The sequence below is a fragment of the Actibacterium sp. 188UL27-1 genome (genome assembly GCF_016901225.1).
GTDB lineage: Bacteria > Pseudomonadota > Alphaproteobacteria > Rhodobacterales > Rhodobacteraceae > 188UL27-1.
The window spans coordinates 44,122-68,397 of the sequence record NZ_JAFEUL010000022.1 but is presented as its reverse complement, the minus strand read 5'-3'; the positions used below and the strand labels follow the sequence as shown (position 1 = coordinate 68,397).

Genomic DNA, 24,276 nt, shown 5'->3' with positions numbered 1-24,276 from the left:
ACCACCGTCCGCACACAAGCCTCGCTGGTATGACGCCAGCCGAATATGCTAACCGGTCAAAGGAAGACCAAAACCTGAACAGAGCTAACCTAAATTAGCGGACTCTAAGGGGAGCAGGTCACGGAGATCATGGAGATGTCTCGGTTCTAGCATCCGTGCACAATGTGGTACGGTCCGGCGGGCATCGGGACGATGCGCGGGATCGAAGGATTTCGACAGCACCATCAGATCCCCTTTTTGTCGGCCATGCCCGACCGGGGCAGCCACCCCGACGGCACGACCTGTCGTTTTCTGGCAGAGGGCGCCTATGTGGGCGTGACGGGCTGGCCCAATATGGCGCAAACGCTCAGCCATGGCGGGTAGCTTGGTCTGCCGCCGACGGGACAAAAGATCACCTTGCGCTCGCTTGACTTCTGGCGGCTTGAGGACGGGCTGATCCGCGAGAACTGGGTGCTCGTCGATCTGCTGGACGCCTACGATCAGCTTGGGTTGGATGTTCTGGCCCGCATGCGCGAACGTGCCGCCCCCTTGCTGGGCAGATCCGGCCTGACTTGATACCGTCGACCCGGCGGGAGGCGTGGGGTGGAACAATGGGTGGGCCTGATCAGCCGCGCTGTGCGGGATTTGAAGGCGGCAGCCATGGTCGGCGGCTTTTCAGGATCGGATCCGACAGATCGCCTGTCGGACAGGATGGTGCCTTCCCGGGGAGAACGAGCCGGACGATATCTGAAGCCACGGAGAGTCATCACCATGACTGACACACCCCATATCGTTCCTTCTCTAAGCTACAAGGATGGCGGCGGGGCTGTTGAGTTTTTGACCCGCGTCGTTGGGATGGAGGTCGTGCGGGTCGCGAAAACCGATGATGGCACAGTGCTGCATGCAGAACTGAAACACGGTAACGGGGTCATCATGATGGCGACGGTCGATCTGCCGAAAGAATCACCAGGGATCGATCTGGTGGTCGAGGATGTGGCCGCCCACCATGCCACCGTCGCGTCGGCTGGCGCCGCCATCGTCTATCCGCCTGAGCAAACCGAATGGGACACGGACCGCTACCGCGCGCGGGATCCCGAAGGACGTGAATGGAGCTTTGGCACCTACCAGCCACAAACCGTGGCCCCCGATTCGGGATCATACGTAACCCCGGAGTGCGACGATGAAATTCGCCCATATCATTGAGCGACCATTCAACCACCGTGAGCCATCGGGCGCGGTCATGGGCTGCGATGTGGACCTGGCACAAGCGGCCAATAACGCGCTGGCATCGGGGCCGTGGCAGCCGATAGAGACGACGTTTCAGAAGCTGCTGCCCGGCCTTGGAATCGGTGACTGGGATATGACAACGGCGATGTTCGCGACAGAAGACAGACGCAAGACCGCATGGTTGGGCCCCCCCATTTGGGCACTGACCGGTGGTTTGATGATGAAGGCCGGCAAGCCGCTGGGCCTATGCGGCTATGGGGATCCGGCCGCACATCCCACAGCCCGGTTGGCGGTGTCATATGCCCAGATCCAACATGGACGAGCCCTAGATGCTGGTATTCCGGCGGAACGGATCACACTATTTGATGATTACGGAGATGCCGCTGCAGCGGTGGCCCAGGGAAAGGTCGATGCCTATACGAGCGTTTCGCGGGCCCATCGTGGGTATCTGGACGGCGAGGTGGATCATGGATTGGACTGTGTCGATGTCTCTACCGATGAGGCACCGGCCAGTTTTGGCGCCTTTGCACTGTCGCTGAGTGCATCTGAACTGCAGCGCGATCTGGATGATTTTCTGGCATATTACCTGGGGAGCCCGTCTCACCGGCAGATCATGGCGTGCTACGGTTTTTCGGACCAAGCGGTCAACCTGATCGCGGGCTGAAAGATGCGCCCGCCAAAATCCATGTGGAGCCTTGAGACACTGGGGCGGGTCAGGCTGAGCCGATACTTCTATATGCGGGAATTTCTATATTCGGAGATCGGCAATATCCACGGCATCCCCAATATTCCCGAAGACCCCGACCGCGCCATCGCCCATGGACGGTCGCTTTGCACGCAATTGCTGGACCCGCTGGAGGAGACTTTCGGGCGTGTGGCAGTTCGGTCCGGATATCGGTCGCCAACGCTGAACCGGTTTGGGAACAAGAACAAGTTGAACTGCGCCAGAAACGACAACCCGATCGAGTGTCACATCTGGGACAGACCCGGCAGCCCCATCGCCGGGGCTTCCATCGCGATCCCGTGGTTTACGGATCAATATGAGCGCGGGCGGGATTGGCGGGATCTGGCGTGGTGGATCCATGACCATCTGCCCTATTCCGAGCAATGGTTCTTTCCCAAATTGGCCGCGTTTAACATCACGTGGGAGCCCGTTCCCCGCCGTACCATCAGCAGCTACATCACGCCGCGCGGCAAGTTGCTGGCTGCGGGCATGGAACCGGTGGAACCGCCTGAGCAGCGACGGGCCCGCTACCATGACTTTCCGCAATTGTCTGGGTTGCCTTCCCCCTCGACATTGCCCCGTTGGCGGGGGTAGCAGTTTGGAATGGACCATCCCGCTGATCTAACACCCAACCTGTCGCGGCACCACGCCCGCTCCGGTTTCGAAGTGTCGGTGCCGGACGCATCATGAGCCGCAAGGTGACCTCCATGGATGTAGCGGCCCAGGCGGGCGTCAGCCAATCGGCGGTCAGCCGTGTTTTCACACCGGGGGCCAGCGTCAGCCCGGGTATGGCGGCCAAGGTACGCGCCGCCGCTGCCGAACTTGGCTATCGCCCCAATGCCCTGGCCCGCGGATTGATCACGGGCCGATCAAAGATCATCGGGCTGGTCGTGGCCTATCTGGAAAACCAGTTTTATCCCGATGTGCTGGAAAAGCTGTCCAACGCCTTGCAGGATAAGGGATATCACATCCTGATCTTCATGGCGCGCGGGCGCGGCCCCGAGGCGGATCGTGTGATGCAGGAATTGATCGACTATCAGGTGGACGGCCTTATCGCGGCCTCGGTCGGATTGTCGGACGAACTGATCCGCGCCTGTCAAAGCGAGGGGATCCCCGTTGTGCTGTTCAATCGCGGACATGAAGATGGGCGGTGCAGCAAGATCACCAGCGCCAATATTGCAGGCGGCGCGCGGATCGCGCGGTTCTTGGTGGCGGGCGGGCATCAGCGCATCGCCCATATATCGGGCTGGGATGGATCAAGCACGGGCCGGGATCGCAAGGCCGGATTTCTGGCGGGGCTCGACCAAGCGGGCCTGGCGCCCTTGGCCATTGCCGATGGGCTTTATGAACGGGAAACCGCCGCGCAAATCGTGCGGGACTGGTGGGGCGAGGCGTCACGGCCCGATGCGATCTTTGTTGGCAATGACCATATGGCCGTGGCTGCATTGGATGTGTTACGATTTGAACTTGGCGTGGATGTGCCCGGCGATGTATCGATCGTGGGATATGATGACGTTCCTTTGGCGGCTTGGCCCGCCTATGACTTGACCACGCTGCGTCAACCTGTGAACCAGATGGTGACGGCCACCGTGGATCTTTTATTGTCCCGGATCGAAGAGCCAGAGCTTGACCCAAAGCATATCGAAATCGATGGTCCGCTTATTGTGCGGGCATCGGCGCGCAAGCCAGAGGATTGGGATGAATAATTTCAGTAACAAATTCAGGGATTTTCCCGATTACATCCTGGGCATTACCGAGGAAATCTGGGAGCAGCGCGGGCTCGGCCCGGCCATGAAGTCTTATTACCACCCGGATGTGATCGTGCGCACACCGTCCGGCATCGGTTCGGGTGAGCCGTCTATGACCAAGGCCACGCTGGAAACCCTGCACGCTTTTCCCGACAGGGTCCTGCTAGGAGAAGACGTCATATGGTCCGGCACGCCCGAAGATGGGATGCTCAGTTCGCACCGGATCCTGAGCCAGGCCACGCATCTGGGCGACGGGCCGTTCGGCCCCGCAACGGGCAAACAGCTGACCTATCGCGCCTTTGCCGATTGCTTTGCCCAAGCGGGGCAGATCAATGATGAATGGCTGGTGCGCGACAATGGCGCCATCGTCCGCCAGATGGGTCACGCGCCCCGCGACTGGGCGCAGCAACAGATCGACGGGATGGATGAGGCGACACGGGCCGCGCCAAATGCGTTTACGCCCCAGATCGACCGCCAAGGCCCCTATACCGGTGCAGGCAATGACAACCCCTGGGGCGCAAAATATGCCGATCTTCTGGAACGCATCATGCGCGCCGAACTGTCTGTCATTCCCGACGCATGGGACCGCGCCTGCAGTCTGGAATATCCAGGCGGGGTCAGCACCCATGGCCACGAGGCCGCGGACAGGTTCTGGCTGGGCTTGCGCGCCGCTTTCCCCAGCGCCCATTTCACACTCCATCACGTTATGGGCCGCGATGACGATATGATGTCCCCGCGCGCTGCAATCAGGTGGTCTCTTTGGGGGCGTCACGATGGCTGGGGCATTTTCGGTGCCCCAACCGGTGCGCAGATTTATGTGATGGGGATCGCCCATGCCGAGTTTGGCCCCTGGGGTCTGCGCCGCGAATATGTGATGTTCGATGAAACAGCCATCTGGATGCAAATCCTGAGCAACTGATCCGCGCCGTTGCGCGCCTTTGACCTAACGAACAGGACGCCCATGACCAAGATCGCAACGACCCATGCCGGTTCGCTTCCTCGCAATCAGGATGTTGTGGATCAGTTGTTTGCGCGGGAGCATGGAGAAGACGTGGATTGGGCGGTCTTTGAACAGACCATGGCCCAGGCTGTTGATCACTCGGTCAAGCGGCAGGCCGAACTGGGCATCGATGTGATATCCGATGGCGAAACCGCAAAGATCTCGTACGCGACCTATGTGAAGGATCGCTATACCGGTTTCGACGGGGACAGCCCGCGCAACGCGCCTGCTGATCTAAAGCGCTTTCCGACCTTCCTGAAACGACTGGCAGAGGGCGGTGGCACCCCGCAATACACGCGCCCCAAATGCGTGGGCGAGGTGCGATCCAAAGGGCAGCATGAATTGCAGGCAGATATCAAACGGCTCAAGACAGCGATGGCGCAACACGGGGCGAATCGCGCGTTCATGAATGCAGCCTCACCCGGGGTGATCGCGCTGTTTCTGCCGAATGAACATTATGCCAGCCATGATGCCTACTTGGCCGCGCTAAGTGATGCCATGGCCGAAGAATACCGCACCATCGTGGATGCCGGGTTGGATTTACAACTGGACTGCCCAGATCTGGCCCTGTCGCGTCACATGCTGTTTGCGGACCTGACGGATCACGAATTCCTGCGCATTGCGGCCAGCCATGTTGAGGCGCTGAACGCCGCATTGGCCGGCATTGATCGCGCCCGGGTGCGCGTGCACATCTGCTGGGGCAACTACGAAGGCCCGCATGTCTGCGATATCGATATGGACAAAGTGTTCGGAACCCTGATGTCCGTCCATACCGGCGCGGTTTTGTTTGAAACGTCGAACCCGCGCCATGCCCATGAATGGACCGTGTTTCGCGATCGCCAGAGCGAAATTCCCGCCGATATGGTGCTGGTACCCGGCGTATTGGACACCACGACGAACTTCGTGGAACACCCCGAGGTCGTGGCTGAACGGTTGACGCGGTTTGCGGGGATCGTGGGTGCGGATCGCGTCATTGGCGGATCGGATTGCGGATTTGGGACCTTTGCCGGGTTCGGGGCCGTGGATCCCGAAATTGCGTGGGCCAAGCTCGGCGCCTTGGTCGAGGGCGCCCACCTGGCCTCGGCCCGGATCTGAGATGCCCGATCCGGTTGTTTTCCTCCCCGGAATGATGTGCGATGCGCGCCTGTTCTGGCCGCAGGTCACCGCATTGTCGCCGACCCGCGCTGTCCAGGTCGCCCCGCTGACGGGAGCTGCAAGCATGGGGCCCCTGGCCGCCAAGGTGCTGGATCATGCGCCGCGTCGGTTTGTGCTGGCTGGGCTGTCGATGGGCGGGATCGTCGCGATGGAAATTCTGAGGCGTGCGCCAGACCGGGTGACACGGGTGGTTCTGATGGATACCAATCCGCTTCCTGAAACACCGCAACGTGCCGCGGCCCGGGAGCCGCAAATCATTGGCGCGCGCACCGGCCGCCTCGAAGAGATCCTGCGCGATGAGATGAAACCGAGTTACCTTGCACCCGGCCCCGCCCGGTCAGAGGTTTTGCATCTGGTCGTTGATATGGGGCTGCACCTGGGTGGCGAGGTGTTTGTGGATCAAAGCCGGGCCCTGCAGCGGCGGGTCGACCAGCAAGCGACTTTGCGCGCCTGTAAAGTGCCCGCGCTGATCCTGTGCGGCGAACACGATACGCTTTGCCCGGTGGAACGCCATGAAGTCATGGCCGGCCTGATGCAGGATGCGCAGCTTGAGGTGATCCCCGACGCAGGCCATTTGCCGGTTCTGGAGCAGCCCGAACGCGTTAACCGCATCCTCATGAACTGGCTGGACTCGCCTCTTCTTCTGCAATGACTGCACGCCCATTCGGTCTTTCTCGATCTGCGGTCAGATCAACGCAATTGATGCAGATAGTAGACTTCGGGCATGCGTGGTCTGCCGGTAAACCTTATGATACAAACACGATCTGATCGATACATTTACAGAGCGGTGTGGCGGGATCAGACACTGAGCCTTGAAGCATCATGCGAAAAAACTCAATCGCATAACGCTGACTAAAATCCTATATTTCAACGCGTTACGCGATATTGAATATTTCAGCTATCACGTCAGACGTTGTAGGTGCCGTGCGTAAGTTATCGTTCCTGCACTTTACCCCCGGGCATGGGACGTCGAGCCAATCACCTCGCGAGATCTAACCGTAAAAGCACGTATTGACCGCTAGCAACGGCGCTAAAGAATGATGTCCAAGTTCCAAAAGGCGCGGATCTGATCAAGGCAGGCAGCCCGTTCAGCTTCGGTATTGCCTGCCACACGTTCGGTGCGAAAGCCAAATCGCTCGAAACCCGACAGATTATTTTCTGAGATCACCACGATTTCGCAATCCTTCTCCAAGGCGAGGGCAGCCAGCTGCGCAGCGAGCACGATGGGATCCTTAGTCAATGCGTCCTCGACCATCACACCAACAGCAGGGCGTTGGTCACCGATTTCGGGCAGTACGGGTGTAAGGTCCGGTTCGGGAAACAAGACCTTGCCAGGATCTTCTGCGGCGACCGGATCAAAAGGGCGTACAGCCGTGTCAAGATTGGTGGCCCGATGGCCGTTTACCCGTGCAAGCACACCCCGCCAACGTTCCGCGTCGGGACAGTGAAGAAAGGTGTCGTCAGTCCGGATAGTGGTCATTGGCAGATTTCCTCGATGGTGCGGGCGGCCAGGCTGTTGCCAAGCGGTGGCAGGTTCGTTCCACGCAGCCTTTCGCGCATCTGTTCAGCGCGGCCTTCAAGGCATTCGTCGATCAGCGCCCCCAGACGCAGCACTTCCCACGGTTCCACCAAGACGGACAAGTCACGTTCGCTCGCCGCGCGAGCTCTGGCGCGTTGATCATCCATGTACCCCGCCATCTGGGGTACAAAAATAGTGGGAACTGCGCCATAAAGCGCCTCGTGAAAACTGTTGTATCCCGCGGCTGATACCAAAAGATCCGCTGCCGCAATCAACGCGCTGGCATGATAGGTTTGCACGACGCGCGTGTTTTTATGGGTAAACCAAGCGGGATCTGAGACAGCTGTTGGCCAGACCACTAACACATGGACGACATCGGGCTTCGATGCGAGATGTGCGCAAACGGCATTGATCTGGGCACGCCGATCGGCCGCAACGCCACCGCCAAGCATGGTGACAACCAACTGCCGACCGTCCAACTGGATTTCGGAACAAATCCCCTTGCGCAACGCAGAAACATCCGGTGGTCCAAGGTCAAAGCGTTGCAGAATCGGGCCAACTTCAACAGCATTCTCTGCAGGAGGTGCTGCATGGTTCAGTTCGTCAAAAGCCTCGGTCGGCACAACGATCCGGTCAAAGATCTTTTGTCGATCCAGCGCTACCGAATTGTTTTGGCTCTCCTGCCATAGCCCGCGCCGGATCCAGATGCTTGGTAGTTCATTGTCGAGTGTCGCGCGCATGATGCTTTCGAAAACGTAGCCGCCATCGAATACGAGGCCAGCGGCACCCTCGCATAAGGTGCTCAGCCGCGTATGGTTTACGATATCATTCGCGTGGTTCGGGCGGTGAGGTGATTTGGACACCAGCGGGGCGGCGTCGAAGCCCGCATTGTTCAGCATCTGAAGGCACGAAGGGAACGCCGCAAAAACCGCCCGGCGTGGATCTTCGAGGGCGCCGGCGACAAGTGAGCATCGCTTTGCGTGGCCGAGCCCGACACCATTGGTCGGCATGAAGACCAACTTGCCCTCATGTCGCAAGTTGGGGGCGCTCTTTGCAATCAGAGGCGAAGGTGTGGCTGCGGCAATCGCCAGGTCTTCGGGTAAGTTCAAGGCTTTGCGGAGTTTTGACGCCCCCATGGCCGCCGCGATATCTGCGGTCGATGGCAGGATGTCGTTTTGGAGCCACGTCAACAGCGCCGCGCCATCCAACGTGCCCGGAATGATCCCATCCGGTAGAGCAGACCAGTCGCGGTCGGGTGTGGCATCCACCATGATGGCTCGATTGCCGACCAAATTGGCGACCAAAGCGTTGAAGCGATACCATTGGAGTGGCTCACTGCAGAATATGGCGATATCGATCTGTGCTGCCAAAGATCGTGGCAGAACTTCGGACATATGCCACAGGGGCACACCCGCCCCCAGCTTGTCGGCCCATTGTCCTTTGCCTTGACCGGTCGTGATCACACTGACATCGAAAACCCGGCTCGTGGACAGGGCGCGTATCGCGCTGACGGTTTCAGGCGCATCCACATTGGGCAGAATGAAGGCCAGGCGAGGTTTTGCCGCCACGGAATTGACAGCCTTGCTTGCAAAGAGTGGGATCGAACCGGTTCGCAGACCGGGGATGATCTGGGTGTCGCGCAGGGTCGGCTCTACCCCGATAGCATAGGACAGGCGCGCGGCTGCTGCGATCCGCTTTTGATCGCTGTCGAACTGGCCAAAATATGTGGTCGGAATGGCGTGTCCGCCCATAAGGCGGCGCAAGCGAATTAGACTGCTATCGCTCGGCTTATCGCCACCGATCAAGACCAGACCGGAAGCGTTATCAGGCGATATGTCGGTTACGAGCGATGCCAGATCGTAGCGCTGTCCCAGATCAAGTGTTTCGGGCAGCGACCGCCGATGAATGGCGATTGGTACACCGGCACCACGAGCTTGGGAGCAGAACACGCTGAGCGTATCGAACGCGCCTGCGTCGTCCTGGACTGTGTCACAAAAGAGCATAGATATCCTCGTTCTCTGAACCGGGCTTGCGATCGAAAGCGGGTGGACCGGCAATCGTTCGGTTGAATCGCTCCTTAAAGGCGGAGGCGGAAAATCTGCTCAAACCAGCCTGGGCCATCTCTACCCGGCTGGCATAGAGCGCGGGTGCCGCGATGTGTTTGGCGACCAGATCATTAACCTCGAACGGCTGTGCCCCGAGAACGCCGGGACCAAATATCTGGGCGGTATCAGGATCCGTGATAACCAGCTTTCCCGCGGCGATGGCTTCTGCGATGACGCGCCCAAAGCTCTCTCTCCACCGGGTGTTTGTGTAGTAAATGAAGAAGTCTATGGTCGATAGAAACGCGGTCACCGGTTCCGCCCGAAAAGGGATCAGATCCCAATGGGACGGTACATCATCCGCCATCAAGCTGTCGGCTCCCAGAATGCGAACCGCTTCACAGGTGTCGGGAAAGATTTGATGCAATGTCTCAAGATCGGGGAACTTCTCGAACCCCGGGCGCGACAGCCGTCCGCGGCGATCCCGGGGATGAACGACCGGATCCTGCAGGTCGAAAGAGCAGATATTGGTCCAGTCCTCGTGGGCAATCGCCCAGCCAGGCAAGTTACCGATAGTCTCCGCCCAGTCGTAGATGGTCTTGCGGTTCCAAGCCGAAATTGGAGCGAGAGAGCGGGTACGACACAGGCTTGCCGATTGGATGAGATCAAGGCAATGACGCACCGCGAAACCCTCGCCACCGCCAGGCCTGAGAAAGTTCTCATGACATACGACGAAAAGCTGATCAGCGACGATACGGCTGGCGAAATGTTGGTCGAATTTGAGAAAAGATGGATTATGGAGTACGACGATCTGATCGGCAATTGTCGGTGCATCCCATGTCATGGTAACACCCGTTGCCTCGCACGCATCGATGATCGCAGGATGCGCGGTATTGCCCGAAAACATGGCCGACGACACAGCGGCGACACGCAGGCGGCAGAAAGAAGACATCACACGAATTTCGGTCGCCACGGCGGACGAGGTGCCGCCACTAAAACGCGGATCGATTACAAGTGTAACACCGGGGAGAGAATCGGCCATTCTGGCCTCCTTTCGCCACAGGTCCTGCCTGCGGGAAGTGCCTCAGTTGCGATACTTTAGTAGAGCGAGCTGTCGCTCTTGGCAGCTTCGACAGCAGCCTGTATATTCCGTGATACAGCACTGCGTGCAGCCAGTGCGCCAAAGACGTTACCCGACCGTGCTTCCTGCATGAAGTCGGACAGTTCTTTGCCAAGCGGTGTGTCATTCATCACCTGCGGATTTGCCTGCAAGAACTCACGCAGGCCGGCGGCATTGCGTGCCTCGACCAGATCGCGAACCGCAGCCAGTTCATCCCGCGACATTGCGTTGGCGGGCATGGACATGACGCCCGTGATCGCCAAGGCTGATATAATCAGCCCGAGTTTGTTCAATTTTTCCATAGTCTTCTCATCTCATCCATTGGCAATTTCGACCTGCTTCATGGAATAGTTCGTGTGGCTTAATGGGCCGTAAATTCAGGCCTTTCAGGGGCCCCGTCGGCGCCTTTGATTGCTTAAAACTTTTGCAAAGCCGGACAGGATCAGATCAATGCTGCCTTGGCATCCAGAGGAGGTTAACGCAACAACGCGCCTCCATGAAACCGCACAATGAACGCCGTGATATGCGCGCCTAACTGGGCGTGGCGCGTTCCAATACGAGACTTCAGACAGCCCAGTCGTAAAGCTGAAAATGGAAGCCCCACCCGAACACTGGCGTTCAAGTGGAGCATGAGATCGCAATTTGCGCGTGGACAAGTTAGCTTTTGGCGATGGCCCGCAACATCCAGGCGGCCTGTTCGTGGAAAGCAGAACGTGCGGTTGCCAAATCTTCGGTCACGATATCTTTGCGTTCGGCGCTCATCTCCGCCAGGGCATGCAAACGATGGGCAATACGCTCATGATCTGATGACAGATCGGCGAGCATTTGGGCAGCGCTCACCTTTGCTTCGCCATCTTTGATCTTGGATCGCGCCACGATGTTGTTCAGACGCGACGGCGCGAGATGGCCCAGGGCCCGGATACGTTCGGCCAGGTCATCCGCGGCCGCAAACATCTCCTCATACTGCTCTTCGGTCAGTTTGTGGATGGAAAAGAACAGCGGCCCTTCCACATTCCAGTGATAGGCGTGGGTCTTGAAAATCAGGTGGTATGTGTCGGCCAGGACATCGCCCAGACCGTCTGCAATGGCGGTTGTATCGCTTACACCGGTTGAAACGTCGTCGTCACTCGGGATGACTTTGAGTGCGTCGGTCATGATAGGATCCTTTATCGTTGCAGTCTGCCCGGCTAACGCCTGATCCTATCAGGAGTTCCACCCTGATAGGAGATTTGCTGCAGCGCGCGGGGCGCCAGGAATATCGCGAAGGATGGTCCCCATCACCCTCTGCGTCCCCTGACCAAGATGATCACCAAAGTGATCAGAAACATGACCACGAAAACACCACAGAGTATTTGCGCAAGGCCAACCGCCGTCACGGCAAAACCACCGAAGCCAAATACGCCGGCGATGACGGCAAAGATCAGAAATGTCGTAGCCCAATACGTCATCGCTCCCCTCGCTGGTTGACGGCCTCTGCATTAAACCAATCCGTGGATCAGCTGATTGGTTCCCAAAGGGGAGGTCCTGACGTTTCGAGGCGGATTGGTGTTCCGATCCATTGCGATAGCCGATGGGGTGGACCCGCCGCCGGGGGATCGAAAAACGGCTCCACCGGCGTGAATCTGAACGATAGCCTACGCCTTGAGAGTTTCCGTTGACGAAAAGAACATGGCTTGGCTCACGGCAGACTTCACCTGCGTTTCCGTGTAGGGTTTGGCGATCAAGAAGGCCGGTTCCGGTCCCTCCCCCGTCAGCAGACGTTCCGGAAAGGCCGTGATGAAGATGACAGGCCGGTCGCCATGCTTCGCCAGGATGCCATTGACCGCATCGATACCACTGGAACCATCGGCCAACTGAATATCCGATAGGATCAGATCGCATGCTTCCCGTTCAGCCAGCTTCATTGCGGCGTCGACGGTGCGAGCGATGCCCGTCACACGGTGCCCCATCTCGGTCACGATGCTTTCCAGATCCATCGCGATGATAGCTTCATCTTCGATGATCATGATCCGGCCTGACATGGCTTGCGCCATCTCGGTATAGGCGATCTCGACAAGCTGAGCCGATTCAGTCTCAGACACACCCATGATAGAGGCAAGCTCTTGGGGGGAAAATTCCTCGATCGTGTGAAGCAGCAACGCTTCGCGCGTATTTGGCGTCAGACGTGCAAGATGCTGGTGGGCACGCGACTCAAGACCGGTATCGCCGGCATCGTCGTCAATGGGAGCGCCCGTGGAGGTCCAGATCAGATGAAAAGCCCGGAACAGTGCGGTCTTGGGGGCAAGATCCGTGTTGTACTGCGAATGATCCGCCAAAATAGCTTCCAGGGTGGCAACGGCATATTTATCGCCGCTGCCTTGGCTGCCCGTAAGTGCGCGCGCGTAGCGGCGTAGATATGGCAGGTTGGCACCAACCTGGTTGGCAAGATCATCTCCCGTCAAACCTGTCATTTTGATTTTACCCTTTTTTTCACTAACTGTTGGGAACAATACGCCCGGCAGCGCGTTCAAGTTCCAAGGTAGCTCGAAAAAATGACGGACAAAATGAATACACATTCGAAGATCGCGAAGGAGCAGAGTGAGGTTGATCGCCAGATCGATGACAACCTCAAGCTCGTATTCGATCAGCTTGCTTCCGCGCCCGTGCCGGACCGCTTTAGTGATTTGCTGAACAAGTTGCGCGCCGCCGATGAAGGCACCAGCCAGAAAGGCGACGATACTAATGGATCCTAAAGACGAATTGGTTGAACATCTGGGGTCTATGCGCGCTTTCGCCATGAGCCTGTGTCGCAACAGTGCCACCGCTGATGATCTGGTGCAGGAAGCATTGATCAAGGCCTGGTCGAATATCGGTTCTTTTGAGCCCGGCTCCAACATGCGGGCATGGCTTTTCACGATCCTGCGCAACACCTATTATTCGCTGCACCGAAAGCGGAAGAACGAGGTCGAGGATATCGACGGTGTCTACGCGGAAGGACTGGCACAGAAGCCTGATCATGATGGCAGGCTTGCCATGCGCGATTTCGGTATGGCGTTTGACAAGCTGACTGATGAACAGCGCGAGGCGCTTGTTCTGGTCGGCGCTGGCGGTTTTTCGTACGAAGAAGCGGCGGAGACCTGCGGTGTTGCCATCGGCACGATCAAAAGCCGCGTCAATCGCGGTCGCGCCCACCTGACTGAAATGATGGGCTTGGATAAAGGCGACGCTGTGGAACTCACCGATAGCGTGACAGCCGGGATCGTCTCTGCCAGATCCGCTGCCTGACCCTTGCGGGATCATCTGAAGATCCGTGGATTGCCGCTTAGGCTTGCGGGAATCATGACATTCGCGCTTCTGCCATTGGGCACCATCGCCCTTTGGCAGACCCGAGAGGTTGTTGATAACGCATCTGAACTGGTTCAATCGGCTGTCCTGGCCGAAACGGAGCGGGCAGCCGCTGCCGAGCGTCGCCTGCTTGAACGCGCGCTGGGTGCCTCGGAGGGGCTCAGCGCGAGTATTGTGGAATTGGTCGACGACCCTGACGCATGTTCGGCTGCCATGCGCCGGTTTCTGGACATGCAAGAGCGTCTGGTCTTTGCCGGGTTCGTCAATGCCGATGGCATGATGAACTGTGCATCCAATGGAAAGATCATCGATTTTTCCGCCGCACCCTCCTTCAAACGGGCCATGGAACGACAGGAACAGTCGTTTGAGGTCAACCCATCTGGTGCCGCATCCGGCCAGTCGGTCATCATTGTCAGCAACCCTGTTTTTGATAACGGAACATTGCTGGGATTTGCTTCACTCTCTGTGCCCCACAGCCTGACAGAGACCCTGATTGATGAACGCTGGTCCCAGAGGGGTGCCGAATACCTAACAATCAACCGGGACGGCGATATCTTGTCTTCCACCCGCGGGCTCCAAAATGCCGAAGACCTTTTGCCTGAGGATCTTGCCGTGCCAGATCTGACCGCGCGGGTGGGGGCAACCTTTATGGCCACCAGACGGGATGGAAAACGGCGCCTTTTTGCGATCAGCAGCATGATCGGAAATGAAGTGGTGGTTGTCGGGTCCTGGCCCGCCACCCGCAACCAGCAGATCACCGGGCCGACGGGCGTGCTGGTGGCGTTGGCCTTTCCGGTGTTGATGTGGTTTGCCGGGATCACGGTCGCGTTTCTTGGATTGAACCGGCTTGTCGTGCGCCATGTTGACAGGTTGCGCCACGCCATGCGCCGCTTTGCCATGGGCGAGCGGGACGAGATCAAGGTCAAACTGGATACGCCGCCCGCGGAGTTCGAGATATTGGGAAATGCCTTCAATAACATGGCGACTATCCTCGCCAAGGCCGAGGCTCAGCGAGAAGAAGATCTACACGAAAAAACCGTGCTGTTGCGCGAAGTTCATCATAGGGTGAAGAACAACCTGCAACTCATCGCCTCGATCATGAACATGCACCGTCGGACTGCCCGAACACCTGAAACGCGCAGGCTCTTGTCGCAATTGCAGCGCCGGGTTCGTGGGCTGGCGACAGTGCATCATACGCTCAACACGACCACACAAATGACGTCGGTAGATAGCAAATCGCTGATGGATCGGCTTGTGAACGAGTTGGCACCCACGACGGAGGTGGGCGGTCAAAGCGTCGTTGTTACATCCGATATCGAGTCAATCTCGCTTGGTCAGGATCAGGCTGTGACCCTATCGATGCTTGCGGCGGAGGCTCTGACAAATGCCGTGAAATATGTCGGGGTCCCCCAGAATGGCCCACCTAAGATCCACGTAAGCTTTCGCTTGGTCGATGACAGCACTGTCCGCCTTTCGATCACAAATACCAAAGGCGAGATGACCATCGACCCGGATGAGGAATTTGTGGGCAGCGGCATTGGCCACAAGCTGATGTATGCGTTCGTTTCGCAATTGGAGGGACATGCGCAGCAACAGGAAACGCCCGAGGGCTACATTTATGACGTGACCTTCCCTGTTATCCTGTTCGATCCCGGCCCGCCGCCGGATCTCGCGACCGCAGATGATGTCCACGCCGTCGTCTGATCCCTCCACAAAGGCAGATCGGTTTGAGGTTTTGATCACCGCTGATCAAGCCTGGCCAGAGTTCGAACGCGCCATACTGGAGGCGCGGACCGAAATCTCTGCAGCCTTTCGCCTGTTCGATTTCACCACCCGATTGCGCAGCCCCGAAGCCCGCGAAGTCGGAGAGACATGGTTTGATCTGGTGGCCCATGTGGTGCGCCGAGGCGTTCGATTTCGACTGGTTGTCAGCGATTTTGACCCGGTGATGGCGACCGAACTGCATGAATTGTGCTGGCGCTGCAAACGCCAGGCCGCAGCGCTGGCAGAAATGGTGGGACAAGAACATGCGGACCAGATCGAAGTGATCGCCTCGCTGCATCCCGCGCGCGCGGGTCTGTTACCGCGTCTGGCCCTAATGCCCTTCGTGCTGAAAAAATTGAGAGATCGCCTGCGCTCTCTCAACACAGTTCGCCAGACACGGCAGGCGATCGGTCTAAGGTCAGACGAGATGCCCGAACTGCGCACGGTCTCCCACCATCAGAAAGTGGCTGTGATTGATCGTACGACCCTATATATCGGCGGGTTGGACCTGAATGAGCGGCGCTATGACACGACCGATCACGATCAACCAGCGCATGCCACATGGTCGGATGTGCAAGTGCTGACAACGGGACCCGAAGCCCAGGAAGCCGCCATACATCTGGACGGTTTCCTTGACCAGATCGCGCGGCAGACGGTGCCGCGAAAGGGCACGCACCTTAGGCGCACATTGTCGGCGCCGCGGCGATTTGGACTTTGGGCGCTATCGCCTGACACCCTGCTGAATGAAATCGAGGCAGAGCATATCGCCGCCTTCCGCAGCGCGAAAAATCTGATCCATATCGAGACGCAATTCCTGCGCTCCACCAAACTGGCAAAGGCTTTGGCCCAGGCCGCGCAGGACATGCCAGACATATCCCTCATCCTCATTCTGCCGGCCTTGCCAGAAGATGTCGCGTTCGAAGGCAATCGTGGCCTTGATGCCCGCTACGGGATGGCATTGCAGGCCAAATGCTTGGATATGGTACAGACCGCGTTTGGGGATCGCGCCTGCATCGCCTCCCCCGTCCAGCCCAGATTGGCCGCGCGCGAAGGTCCTGGGGTTCTCGCCGGGTCACCGGTCATCCATGTCCACAACAAAGTCCTGATGGTCGATGACAGCATGGCGCTGGTGGGCTCCGCAAATATGAACGGGCGGTCGATGATGTGGGACACGGAAGTGGCGCTCCACATCACCGATCCGCATCGGTTGGCCACACTTCGGCGCGCCCTTGTCGGCCACTGGTGGCATGGCGACGTGCTGGATGAAGCGCTGGAAATCAGAACGGCGGCCGCGTGGTGGCGCCGAGAGGTTGCGCGAAACGGGGTCAAACGCCCAGAAGCACGCCACGGTTTTCTGGTGCCCCACGATCCCGACAAGCTGAAAGATTATCGCCAGCCGCTGCCCGGCGTGACCGAAGATATCGTATGACCCGGATCAGCCTTCGGCTGCGATGGCTCTGGTCCGATAGCGTGCGTTGCCAAAGGGCCCACGCCGCGGGCGCAGAGACGCGAAAAACAGCGCGATGAGGCCGGCGGTTGAACAGATATTCCGGATGCCATGGCACGCCCAGCGCAAACGGATCTTCAACCCGTTCAATCGCCTGAACCATATCGGAAGTATCGCTTGCACAGACCCGCAAATCGACCCTTGTGAGTGGTTACACGCCTTTGCGGATCTGTGCGCAACGCATCCAGAATGTCCGGGCGCGTTGCAATAGCTTCGAGCTGCCACCACCGCTTCCATTATGGGCTTGCCTAACGCATTATCGCTCGGGAAAGGGCTAAATCAGCGGACGTGGGGCCGCCGTATCGTCACCGATACCCGATAGCTTTTGTAGTTCAGCCAGATTGTGCACCTCCAATTCGCCATTAGTCCAAACCACGATGCCATCCCGTTTTAGTTTGGCCAACGTCTTGTTGGTGTGCACCAACGACAATCCCAGCGCATCTGCCAGATCTTGTTGGCGAAACGGCAGCGGACATTTGTTTTTTGTGACAAGATCCAGCGACGCCGCACGCGCGTAAAATCGCGCGAGACTCCATGCGATTTTCTCCGACGCGCTGCGTTGCCCGACAGTCGCCAAGGCGTCGCCCAGAAAGTGCTCCTCGACCGCGGCCAGATAAGTCAGCGCATAGGCGCGCTCTGGCTGACTCTGGTACAATTCGTAAACGCGCGACCGGTTGAATACACATAACCGCATGGGCGTTGATGCCTCCACGGAATGGCACATTTCACCCATAATACCAGCTTGAAGGCCCACAAAATCACCGGGCATGACGAAGCCGATCACCTGTCGCCGTCCGTTTTCAAGTGTCTTGTAACGAATGCCCATGCCGGACAGCACCGTATAAAGCTGTGCCGCCTTCGCCCCTTCCATCAGCAGTTGGGTGCCTGGATCGACAATCATTTCCCCTGTTTTGAAACGCTGCATAAAATCCAACTCTTCAGACCGGAACGGTATGAACGCGTCTTTCCGCCGAAGCGGGCATTTGGCGCAATTAACGGCCTGAATACTCGTTTGGTATGTCACAGTTTATTGCCCTTCGTTTCGTCGCGATGTCAGGTGAGGCATTCGGATCAAGGATCAGCCCAAATGGACGACCAGCGGCATAATGCGATTTTGCAGTGCCTTATAATTGTCGACAGTTTTGTCGAAGCCGCCGATATCAGAGATGCATTGAACACGATGGGGACCACTGACGTCGTGCATGCCCGCACAACGGATGACGCCTTGCGCCTTTTTGAAAATCCTGATTTTTGTCCAACCATCGGTTTCGTTTCCGTGCGACAAGCCCAGGATACGCTTGAGAAATGTCTTTCGTTTCTCCAAAGTTGCAATACCCGCACCGTATTGATTGATGGCACAAGCGATCTGGCAAACCGATTCGGAGCGGACTGCCTGCCCCGGCCGTTTACAGATACCGACCTGGTAGCCTTTGTGGGCCGTGTCTTTTCCTGATCTGCCGCACGTACTGTCAATTCGCATTTCGATTTTTTTCACCCGCGCAACCTTCAGGAGTTAACGCACATCTTGCGTCTTTTGTTCCATGACATGCCGACCATTCAGGTTGATGTTGATCAGCTGGAATGGATCCAATTGCCAAATCGGTAAGATGCCCTGTGGTGTTGCCTCTAACCAGCGGTGGGTCATGATTAAGCTGGTTGACGACATTTAAAGAAAGAGATCGTGCAATTTGGCCCGCGGTCAGCAGGCGGGCCAACCCTGTGCGCCAGACGATAAAGCCCCCGATGACATACAATGCATGTGCCATCGGGAGCGATGTGGAAAACTGAAGACCACGTCCTGTCCCAGCGACGCCGGGCTGGGTACAGGAATAGCGGCACCGGGTAATCGCATGTCAGACACTCCGCGGCGATCCGCGCGGGCCCGCAAGCAACCAGACGATAAAGCCGATGATCGGCAACACCAGAACAAACAAAACCCACAACACTTTGGCCCCCGTCGATACGCCTGAGCTTACAATCGAAACGATGGCCCAAATTGAGAGCGCCAAGGCGATAAGACCGCCCAATCCATATACTTCTACCATAGTTAAACTCCTTTATACTTTGCTGATTTCACTGTCGGATTTGAGGACGTTATCATCGTCCTCCTGTTCGATCAGATAGGCCGGGCTGTCCGCACTTGCGTTGCGGGTAACTTCTGTGCCCTTCAGGGTCTTGGTCACGGTGTCGGTATATCGTTCAACGATCTTGCCCGTACCTGTGCCAGTCCCCCACTCCCATTTGACCGTATCTCCTATGCTGTAAGTCATGATCGCCCCCTAGCCACGTAACGCCTTGATCAGAGTGGGTTTGGTCATGTCCCAGCGCCCAGTAATGTCCAACTCACCGGCGCGCTCGATAAGCTCATCTTTGGTCCACTGCTCATAGCGCGGTGCCTTGCCGCCTTTTTCTGACGAGTTCATATCTCCATTGGCTTGCGCATCGGCGATTGCCGCCGCCTTAGATTTGGATTGGCCGTTGTCGCGCAGGGCTTCGTAGACATCGTTATTTTTGATTGATGATCCGTGGTCGGCTGGCATGTCGATCTCCATTAACTGATAGATCAACATCCAGCGGCAGAATTAGTTCCCTGACCAAGTCGCGCGGCACCCAGAACCGCTCACAATCATCTAAAGTTCTACAGACATAAGAGGATTCCGGCAGGAACCACGCACCTTGCCTTGGGTTGGGTCTGTAACGAGCAGACAATTGGAAAGAGACATGACCAACATCGAAAATGATCCGACCGACGACAGGCCGAACCAAGGGCACATCCTGATACCGTTACTTCTGTCGCTCCTTGCCACGGTCCTGATCATGGCCGTGACATTGGCTCTGTTTGAACCAGACGACGGACGCGCACCGGCATCGGCCCATGAACCGATCCAACAACAGCGCGACTGACCGTTGGGAACAAATCAGCCAACCCCGCGTATGTCGCACGACACTTCTGGGGATGGCCTATGACCAATATCGACGACCACACCGACAGCGCATTGATTGAAGAAGAACGGGAACTCGAAGCGGTCGAAGAGGCAACCGGCCTGTCTCCGCGCCTGATTTTTGAGACAATCCGCCGCCACGGCGAGGAAGAATTGCGCCGTCCCATCCGCACATTGTTCTGGTCGGGCATCGCGGCCGGTATTCTCATCAGCTTTTCCGTCCTGGGGGAGGCATTTCTGCGCGCGCATCTCCCCGATGCCGATTGGCGGTACGTGGTTGAAAATCTGGGCTACTCACTCGGATTTCTTTTGGTCATCCTGGGTCGAATGCAGCTTTTCACCGAAAATACGATCACAACGGTCGTGCCGGTGATCCTGGACCCATGCAGGTCAACCTGGGCACAGATGGGCACACTTTGGGCCGTCGTGCTGGCGGCTAATATCATCGGTGCTTTCCTGATGGCCACATTCCTCATCTACACACCGGTTTTGACGCCTGACCTGAAAAATGTCGTGGGTGAACTCAGCCGCCATGCAACGGGTATGCCACCGCTGGACGGTTTCGTGCGCGGCATACCGGCGGGCATCCTGATTGCAGCCATTGTATGGATGCTGCCAACCGCTCAGAACAACGAGGTCTGGGTGATCGTCTTGTTCACCTGGCTGATCGCCTTGGGCGATTTTACCCATATCATTGCCGGCTCGGTCGAGATGGCGATCCTGATGGTACAGGGACAGCTCCCGCTGGGCGACGCGGTGTTTCGGTTCTTTCTGCCGGTCCTGGCCGGAAATGTCGTGGGCGGCACTGCGGTTTTCACCATGATGACCTATGCCCAGATCCGACCGGAGATCGAGGATGACTAGGATCACGCCAAACCCGGTGCACCGAAGATCGTCGTCAAAGCTGCCGTCACGAACAGGATGGCAGCAACAGTAATCCATTCCAGCGTGATCGCATGCGCCAGGGGCTGACCGGTTGTGACACCCGACCTGAGATGAGGCACAAGGCGCAGCTTGTTCATGGCGGCAACCGTCAACAGCAGCCCGACCAAGGCGATCTTCAGCAGCAGGGCCTGTCCATATCCCGTTGCGATCAGGGCGGAGAGGTCACCAACCAACTGCCATGCCAGCATCACGCCCGCCAGCATCAGCCCGGGCACAACTGCCATGGCGACAGATCCAAAACTGTGGCCCAACTGCGCGGCCTCGGCCCGCATGTCTGGATCGATGGCGAGCGCCCTCAACGGGATAAGAACACCCAGCCAGAACGCAGCACCGCCCAGATGTGCGAACAGCAAAAGCCTCAGCCACCAAAATGCAGCATCCGATGCATGTCCGATGGTGGAGAATGACCAAAGTGTCATCGCAACTCCGACTGCGGACAGACCCGGACTTAACCACTGCCCGACCGCTAACAGGATCAACCCGACGATCTGCAGGATCAACGCCGTTCCGACAGAGCTTTGCCACAGCACCGTCAACAGCACTGGGTCGATCATGCCGTAGGCGCTGCCGCTCAACATCGCGCCACGCAGCACAAAACCAAAGGCTGCTGCAAACACCGCCAGCACCGCGAACACGACCACCGACACGTGCATCCGGTCAGCAACCCCAACCATCAGTCGCGCAAAGACCACCTGGCACATCACCAGGCCGCAGCCAACCAGAGCTGAAATGTACAACACGAACTTCAGCAAAATGGCGAATTGCACCCAGATATCGGGCACAGCGTTATTTCACATCAAAGCTGAACGTACCCTGCATCGCATGCCCATCTACCGCCAAGCCGCGCCATTCGATCCGGTAAGCACCTGCCCCCATATCGTTGAATGGCAACGCATATTCGGTCGAAAAACCGTCAATAGCACTCAGATCCAACGCAATGGTTTGATCGCCGCGCTCCACCCGTACCGAAGTCAGGCGGATCTCGTCATCAAAGCGCAGTGCAATCTCAGCCGGAACCACAGCCACCACGGCCCCGTCAGCGGGTGTTGAGGTTTCGATACTTGAATGGGCAAAAGCCCAACCCGCCACTGCAATCAGACCGGCCACCGCAAATATCCGACCGCGCATCCTGCCCTCCAAAACGGAATGGTGCTGCTGGAGAGAATTGAACTCTCGACCTCTCCCTTACCAAGGGAGTGCTCTACCTCTGAGCTACAGCAGCCAAGTGCAGTGCGTTCTACCGATAGACGACGCAAGTGCAAGAGGTTTCTGGCACCGACGTCGCCGTGCTCTGGCGCTCGCTTAACTGCGCAAATCTGACACGACCGGGCGGCGCAAGGTCAAGGCAGCAGGCAACAAAGCCAGGATCACCGTGACGCTGACAAACCCCGCGACCAGGTGAAATTCGGGCCAGCCCAAACCCGCCTGAACCAGAATGTCTGTCCGGGCGGAGATCACGGCAGAAATCACGCGGCTCGTCAACAATCCCAGGATCAACCCCACGGCGGCGCCCGCCACGATCAGCAGCGATGCATAGCTCCAGGTCAGGGCAAAGATGAACCGCCGCGGCGCTCCGATCGCTCGCAATACCGCAAAGCGGCGGGATAAAAGCCGCGTCAGCAACGTCAGCGCCGCCAGGCTAGACGCGGCGACCAATACCTGTGTCAGGATCGCCAGGCCCGACATCACCTCCCGTACATCTCCCATCAATCCATGGAGCCGCGCCAGAACCGCGCCTGGGAAAAATGCCATGGTCCGCTCAGTCGAGAACTCGGAGCGGAGCGCATAATTGGCCCACAACGCCTCCGCCCGGACGAGGATCGCTGGCGTTCCCGGAAAGAAAGCCGGGTCAAAAGGCGGGCCCAACGTGCCGTCCCAATCCGCAGTGTGACCATTGGCCAGGCCGTGGATCTCCCACACGCTTTCGACCGGCACCAATAGCGCTTTGTCCCACGGGCTGCCATTGGCGGGCAGTTTGCCGACAACGGTATAGGCGAAATCACCGTGCGCACCCTCCTCTGCGGCCTCGCCAATGTTATGGGCCGGGGAGAAGTCATCCCCAACCTGCAGCGGGACATCTGCACCAATCACAGCCTCCTCAGGCGTGGCAAACATGCGACCGGCGGCAAGATCCGCTGCCAGATGGGTCACGAATTGCGGTGTCGTCCCAACGACCGGAGCGCCCTTATAGCTGTCGCCAAACGCAATGGGTGCGGCCAATGTCACCCGCGGATGATCGGCAATCGCCTGATAGGTCGGGCCATCCAGCAATGGCATATCAGTGGGCTGCAGATAGACCGCAGCGAACATCACCGTAATCTCGTTGCCAGGGGCCGAGACGATCAGATCAAAAGGTTCCGCAGCCTTGGCGGAACCCTCGCGCAAGCCCCGCTCCTGCGCCGTCAACCCGGTGCCAATCGCGACCGACACCGCAATCAGCATCGCAAAAACCAAACTGACCCACCGGTGGGCCCAGATCAGCGCCCACAAAAGCCGCCCCGCCGCATAGCCCCGCAGCACGATCGCCCCGGTGACCAAGCCGGGCAGCAGCAAAAGGACCAACAGAACGATGTTCTGCGCGGTGGCCGACACCATATCCCACACGCTCAACATCAGGCGGCCAGGGTCCCGTCCAACACCTGGACCTTTCGCCCGATGCGCGCTTGCAGTACGGGATCGTGACTGACAATCAACAAAGAGCGGCCCCTGGCAGACAGGGCCAGCAAATCGTCGGTCAGACGATCAGCCGTTGCGCGATCCAGGCTGGCTGTGGGTTCATCCGCCAGAATGATACCGGGATCACTGGCAAGGGCGCGTGCCACGGCAATACGCTGACGTTCTCCACCGGAATAGCTGTGGGTGCCGCGCCCCTCCCTCTTTAAACCAAGGTGGTCCAGCATCTGACCGGCACCGGCGCGCAAAGCCGCGCGGTCACGCCGTGGCGCATAGGCCGCGGCAAGAGCCGAATTGTCCAGCGCCGAAAGCTCTTCAAACAGCATATGGTCCTGAAAAACGAACCCCAAATTATCGCGGCGAAAGGCCGTCCGCCCAGCATCACCCAGGGCCGACAGTTCCGTCTCCCCCCACCGCACGGTGCCCTCCGCAACCGTCACCAAGCCCGCAATGGCATAAAGCAGTGTGGATTTGCCCGCGCCCGATGGCCCGGTGATCACCGCCGCCTCGCCAGCGGCCAGATCGAACCGGGGAACGGCCAGAATGGGTCGGCCCCGGTCACTGGTCACAACCATATCGCGTACTTCAAGCGGATGTGTCATCTAGC

The 24,276-nt window shown here is 58.3% G+C and carries 30 protein-coding genes, 1 tRNA gene and 1 pseudogene; 14 read left to right on the top strand and 18 right to left on the bottom strand.

Features of this window, described 5'->3' with window-relative positions:
• Positions 1 to 123: 123 nt before the first annotated feature.
• From IU397_RS20425 to IU397_RS20390, 8 genes and pseudogenes are all read left to right on the top strand, one after another.
• Positions 124 to 555 (top strand): annotated as a pseudogene (locus IU397_RS20425) (ester cyclase); the annotation flags it as partial.
• Positions 556 to 750: 195 nt separating this feature from the next.
• Positions 751 to 1,182, top strand: a complete 432-nt coding sequence (locus tag IU397_RS20420; RefSeq protein ID WP_204417248.1) for a VOC family protein — start codon at positions 751 to 753, stop codon at positions 1,180 to 1,182.
• Positions 1,160 to 1,870 (top strand): transporter substrate-binding domain-containing protein, encoded by a 711-nt coding sequence (locus tag IU397_RS20415; RefSeq protein ID WP_204417247.1) that lies wholly within the window; start codon positions 1,160 to 1,162, stop codon positions 1,868 to 1,870. The genes IU397_RS20420 and IU397_RS20415 overlap by 23 nt, the downstream gene beginning before the upstream one ends.
• A gap of 3 nt (positions 1,871 to 1,873) precedes the next feature.
• Entirely contained in the window at positions 1,874 to 2,524 is a 651-nt protein-coding gene (locus tag IU397_RS20410) for a hypothetical protein (RefSeq protein WP_370541746.1), read from the top strand.
• A gap of 89 nt (positions 2,525 to 2,613) precedes the next feature.
• Positions 2,614 to 3,636 (top strand): LacI family DNA-binding transcriptional regulator, encoded by a 1,023-nt coding sequence (locus IU397_RS20405; protein WP_204417252.1) that lies wholly within the window; start codon positions 2,614 to 2,616, stop codon positions 3,634 to 3,636.
• The gene (locus tag IU397_RS20400) at positions 3,629 to 4,597 is read left to right on the top strand and encodes a nuclear transport factor 2 family protein (RefSeq protein ID WP_204417245.1); all 969 of its coding nucleotides are present in this window, start codon (positions 3,629 to 3,631) and stop codon (positions 4,595 to 4,597) included. Before IU397_RS20405 ends, IU397_RS20400 begins: the two co-directional genes overlap by 8 nt.
• A gap of 42 nt (positions 4,598 to 4,639) precedes the next feature.
• Positions 4,640 to 5,773, top strand: coding sequence for a cobalamin-independent methionine synthase II family protein (locus IU397_RS20395; protein WP_204417244.1), 1,134 nt, complete (start codon positions 4,640 to 4,642; stop codon positions 5,771 to 5,773).
• 1 nt (position 5,774) lies between these two features.
• Positions 5,775 to 6,485, top strand: coding sequence for an alpha/beta fold hydrolase (locus tag IU397_RS20390; RefSeq protein ID WP_204417243.1), 711 nt, complete (start codon positions 5,775 to 5,777; stop codon positions 6,483 to 6,485).
• 378 nt (positions 6,486 to 6,863) lie between these two features.
• Here the strand turns inward: IU397_RS20390 and IU397_RS20385 are convergent, their stop codons facing one another.
• The 7 genes from IU397_RS20385 to IU397_RS20355 all read right to left on the bottom strand — a co-directional run bounded on the left by IU397_RS20385 (position 6,864) and on the right by IU397_RS20355 (position 12,964).
• Complete coding sequence (locus IU397_RS20385; protein WP_204417242.1) at positions 6,864 to 7,313, bottom strand: hypothetical protein; 450 nt, start codon at positions 7,311 to 7,313, stop codon at positions 6,864 to 6,866.
• Positions 7,310 to 9,355 (bottom strand): glycosyltransferase, encoded by a 2,046-nt coding sequence (locus IU397_RS20380; protein WP_204417241.1) that lies wholly within the window; start codon positions 9,353 to 9,355, stop codon positions 7,310 to 7,312. Before IU397_RS20380 ends, IU397_RS20385 begins: the two co-directional genes overlap by 4 nt.
• On the bottom strand, positions 9,342 to 10,436 hold the full coding sequence (locus tag IU397_RS20375) for a glycosyltransferase (RefSeq protein WP_204417240.1): 1,095 nt from the start codon (positions 10,434 to 10,436) through the stop codon (positions 9,342 to 9,344). Before IU397_RS20375 ends, IU397_RS20380 begins: the two co-directional genes overlap by 14 nt.
• 56 nt (positions 10,437 to 10,492) lie before the next feature.
• The gene (locus IU397_RS20370) at positions 10,493 to 10,816 is read right to left on the bottom strand and encodes a hypothetical protein (protein ID WP_204417239.1); all 324 of its coding nucleotides are present in this window, start codon (positions 10,814 to 10,816) and stop codon (positions 10,493 to 10,495) included.
• 355 nt (positions 10,817 to 11,171) lie between these two features.
• Positions 11,172 to 11,669 carry a Dps family protein gene (locus tag IU397_RS20365; RefSeq protein WP_204417238.1) on the bottom strand — a complete coding sequence of 166 codons (498 nt, stop codon included), beginning with the start codon at positions 11,667 to 11,669 and terminating at the stop codon, positions 11,172 to 11,174.
• A 122-nt stretch (positions 11,670 to 11,791) separates the two neighbouring features.
• A complete protein-coding gene (locus IU397_RS20360) occupies positions 11,792 to 11,962 on the bottom strand; it encodes a DUF1328 domain-containing protein (RefSeq protein WP_204417236.1) in 171 nt (56 codons plus the stop codon).
• Positions 11,963 to 12,148: 186 nt separating this feature from the next.
• Entirely contained in the window at positions 12,149 to 12,964 is an 816-nt protein-coding gene (locus IU397_RS20355; protein ID WP_204417234.1) for a response regulator, read from the bottom strand.
• Positions 12,965 to 13,045: 81 nt separating this feature from the next.
• On the opposite strand from IU397_RS20355, the gene IU397_RS20350 reads away from it, so the two are divergent.
• From IU397_RS20350 to IU397_RS20335, 4 genes are read left to right on the top strand one after another with little or no spacing between them, the layout of a single operon-like run.
• On the top strand, positions 13,046 to 13,246 hold the full coding sequence (locus IU397_RS20350) for a NepR family anti-sigma factor (RefSeq protein ID WP_370541745.1): 201 nt from the start codon (positions 13,046 to 13,048) through the stop codon (positions 13,244 to 13,246).
• Between the two features lie 28 nt (positions 13,247 to 13,274).
• Positions 13,275 to 13,778, top strand: coding sequence for an RNA polymerase sigma factor (locus IU397_RS20345; protein ID WP_239479952.1), 504 nt, complete (start codon positions 13,275 to 13,277; stop codon positions 13,776 to 13,778).
• A 54-nt stretch (positions 13,779 to 13,832) separates the two neighbouring features.
• The gene (locus tag IU397_RS20340) at positions 13,833 to 15,542 is read left to right on the top strand and encodes a sensor histidine kinase (protein ID WP_204417231.1); all 1,710 of its coding nucleotides are present in this window, start codon (positions 13,833 to 13,835) and stop codon (positions 15,540 to 15,542) included.
• Positions 15,520 to 17,031: a phospholipase D family protein gene (locus IU397_RS20335; protein ID WP_204417230.1), complete on the top strand. Its 1,512-nt coding sequence runs from the start codon at positions 15,520 to 15,522 to the stop codon at positions 17,029 to 17,031. Before IU397_RS20340 ends, IU397_RS20335 begins: the two co-directional genes overlap by 23 nt.
• Here the strand turns inward: IU397_RS20335 and IU397_RS24030 are convergent.
• The 6 genes from IU397_RS24030 to IU397_RS20305 all read right to left on the bottom strand — a co-directional run bounded on the left by IU397_RS24030 (position 16,928) and on the right by IU397_RS20305 (position 19,649).
• Positions 16,928 to 17,242: a hypothetical protein gene (locus tag IU397_RS24030; protein WP_370541744.1), complete on the bottom strand. Its 315-nt coding sequence runs from the start codon at positions 17,240 to 17,242 to the stop codon at positions 16,928 to 16,930. The two genes, IU397_RS20335 and IU397_RS24030, sit on opposite strands and share 104 nt — an antisense overlap.
• A 141-nt stretch (positions 17,243 to 17,383) precedes the next feature.
• Positions 17,384 to 18,034 (bottom strand): Crp/Fnr family transcriptional regulator, encoded by a 651-nt coding sequence (locus IU397_RS20325; protein WP_204417228.1) that lies wholly within the window; start codon positions 18,032 to 18,034, stop codon positions 17,384 to 17,386.
• Between the two features lie 153 nt (positions 18,035 to 18,187).
• Positions 18,188 to 18,604: a hypothetical protein gene (locus IU397_RS20320; RefSeq protein WP_204417227.1), complete on the bottom strand. Its 417-nt coding sequence runs from the start codon at positions 18,602 to 18,604 to the stop codon at positions 18,188 to 18,190.
• A 358-nt stretch (positions 18,605 to 18,962) separates the two neighbouring features.
• Positions 18,963 to 19,154 carry a PLDc N-terminal domain-containing protein gene (locus tag IU397_RS20315; protein WP_204417226.1) on the bottom strand — a complete coding sequence of 64 codons (192 nt, stop codon included), beginning with the start codon at positions 19,152 to 19,154 and terminating at the stop codon, positions 18,963 to 18,965.
• Between the two features lie 12 nt (positions 19,155 to 19,166).
• Positions 19,167 to 19,379 (bottom strand): DUF2945 domain-containing protein, encoded by a 213-nt coding sequence (locus tag IU397_RS20310; protein WP_204417225.1) that lies wholly within the window; start codon positions 19,377 to 19,379, stop codon positions 19,167 to 19,169.
• Between the two features lie 9 nt (positions 19,380 to 19,388).
• On the bottom strand, positions 19,389 to 19,649 hold the full coding sequence (locus IU397_RS20305) for a Rho termination factor (protein ID WP_204417224.1): 261 nt from the start codon (positions 19,647 to 19,649) through the stop codon (positions 19,389 to 19,391).
• Positions 19,650 to 19,830: 181 nt separating this feature from the next.
• Here IU397_RS20305 and IU397_RS20300 point away from each other — a divergent pair, with 181 nt between their 5' ends.
• The gene (locus IU397_RS20300; protein WP_204417222.1) at positions 19,831 to 20,013 is read left to right on the top strand and encodes a hypothetical protein; all 183 of its coding nucleotides are present in this window, start codon (positions 19,831 to 19,833) and stop codon (positions 20,011 to 20,013) included.
• Positions 20,014 to 20,072: 59 nt separating this feature from the next.
• Entirely contained in the window at positions 20,073 to 20,915 is an 843-nt protein-coding gene (locus tag IU397_RS20295; protein ID WP_204417220.1) for a formate/nitrite transporter family protein, read from the top strand.
• A 2-nt stretch (positions 20,916 to 20,917) separates the two neighbouring features.
• Here the strand turns inward: IU397_RS20295 and IU397_RS24025 are convergent, their stop codons facing one another.
• The 5 genes from IU397_RS24025 to IU397_RS20270 all read right to left on the bottom strand — a co-directional run bounded on the left by IU397_RS24025 (position 20,918) and on the right by IU397_RS20270 (position 24,271).
• Complete coding sequence (locus IU397_RS24025; RefSeq protein ID WP_204417218.1) at positions 20,918 to 21,778, bottom strand: CopD family protein; 861 nt, start codon at positions 21,776 to 21,778, stop codon at positions 20,918 to 20,920.
• A gap of 4 nt (positions 21,779 to 21,782) precedes the next feature.
• Entirely contained in the window at positions 21,783 to 22,124 is a 342-nt protein-coding gene (locus IU397_RS20285; protein WP_204417216.1) for a copper resistance CopC family protein, read from the bottom strand.
• A gap of 19 nt (positions 22,125 to 22,143) precedes the next feature.
• A tRNA-Thr gene (locus IU397_RS20280) sits at positions 22,144 to 22,218 on the bottom strand.
• A gap of 80 nt (positions 22,219 to 22,298) precedes the next feature.
• Positions 22,299 to 23,609, bottom strand: a complete 1,311-nt coding sequence (locus tag IU397_RS20275) for an FtsX-like permease family protein (RefSeq protein ID WP_204417214.1) — start codon at positions 23,607 to 23,609, stop codon at positions 22,299 to 22,301.
• On the bottom strand, positions 23,609 to 24,271 hold the full coding sequence (locus IU397_RS20270; RefSeq protein ID WP_204417212.1) for an ABC transporter ATP-binding protein: 663 nt from the start codon (positions 24,269 to 24,271) through the stop codon (positions 23,609 to 23,611). The genes IU397_RS20275 and IU397_RS20270 overlap by 1 nt, the downstream gene beginning before the upstream one ends.
• Positions 24,272 to 24,276 lie beyond the last annotated feature (5 nt).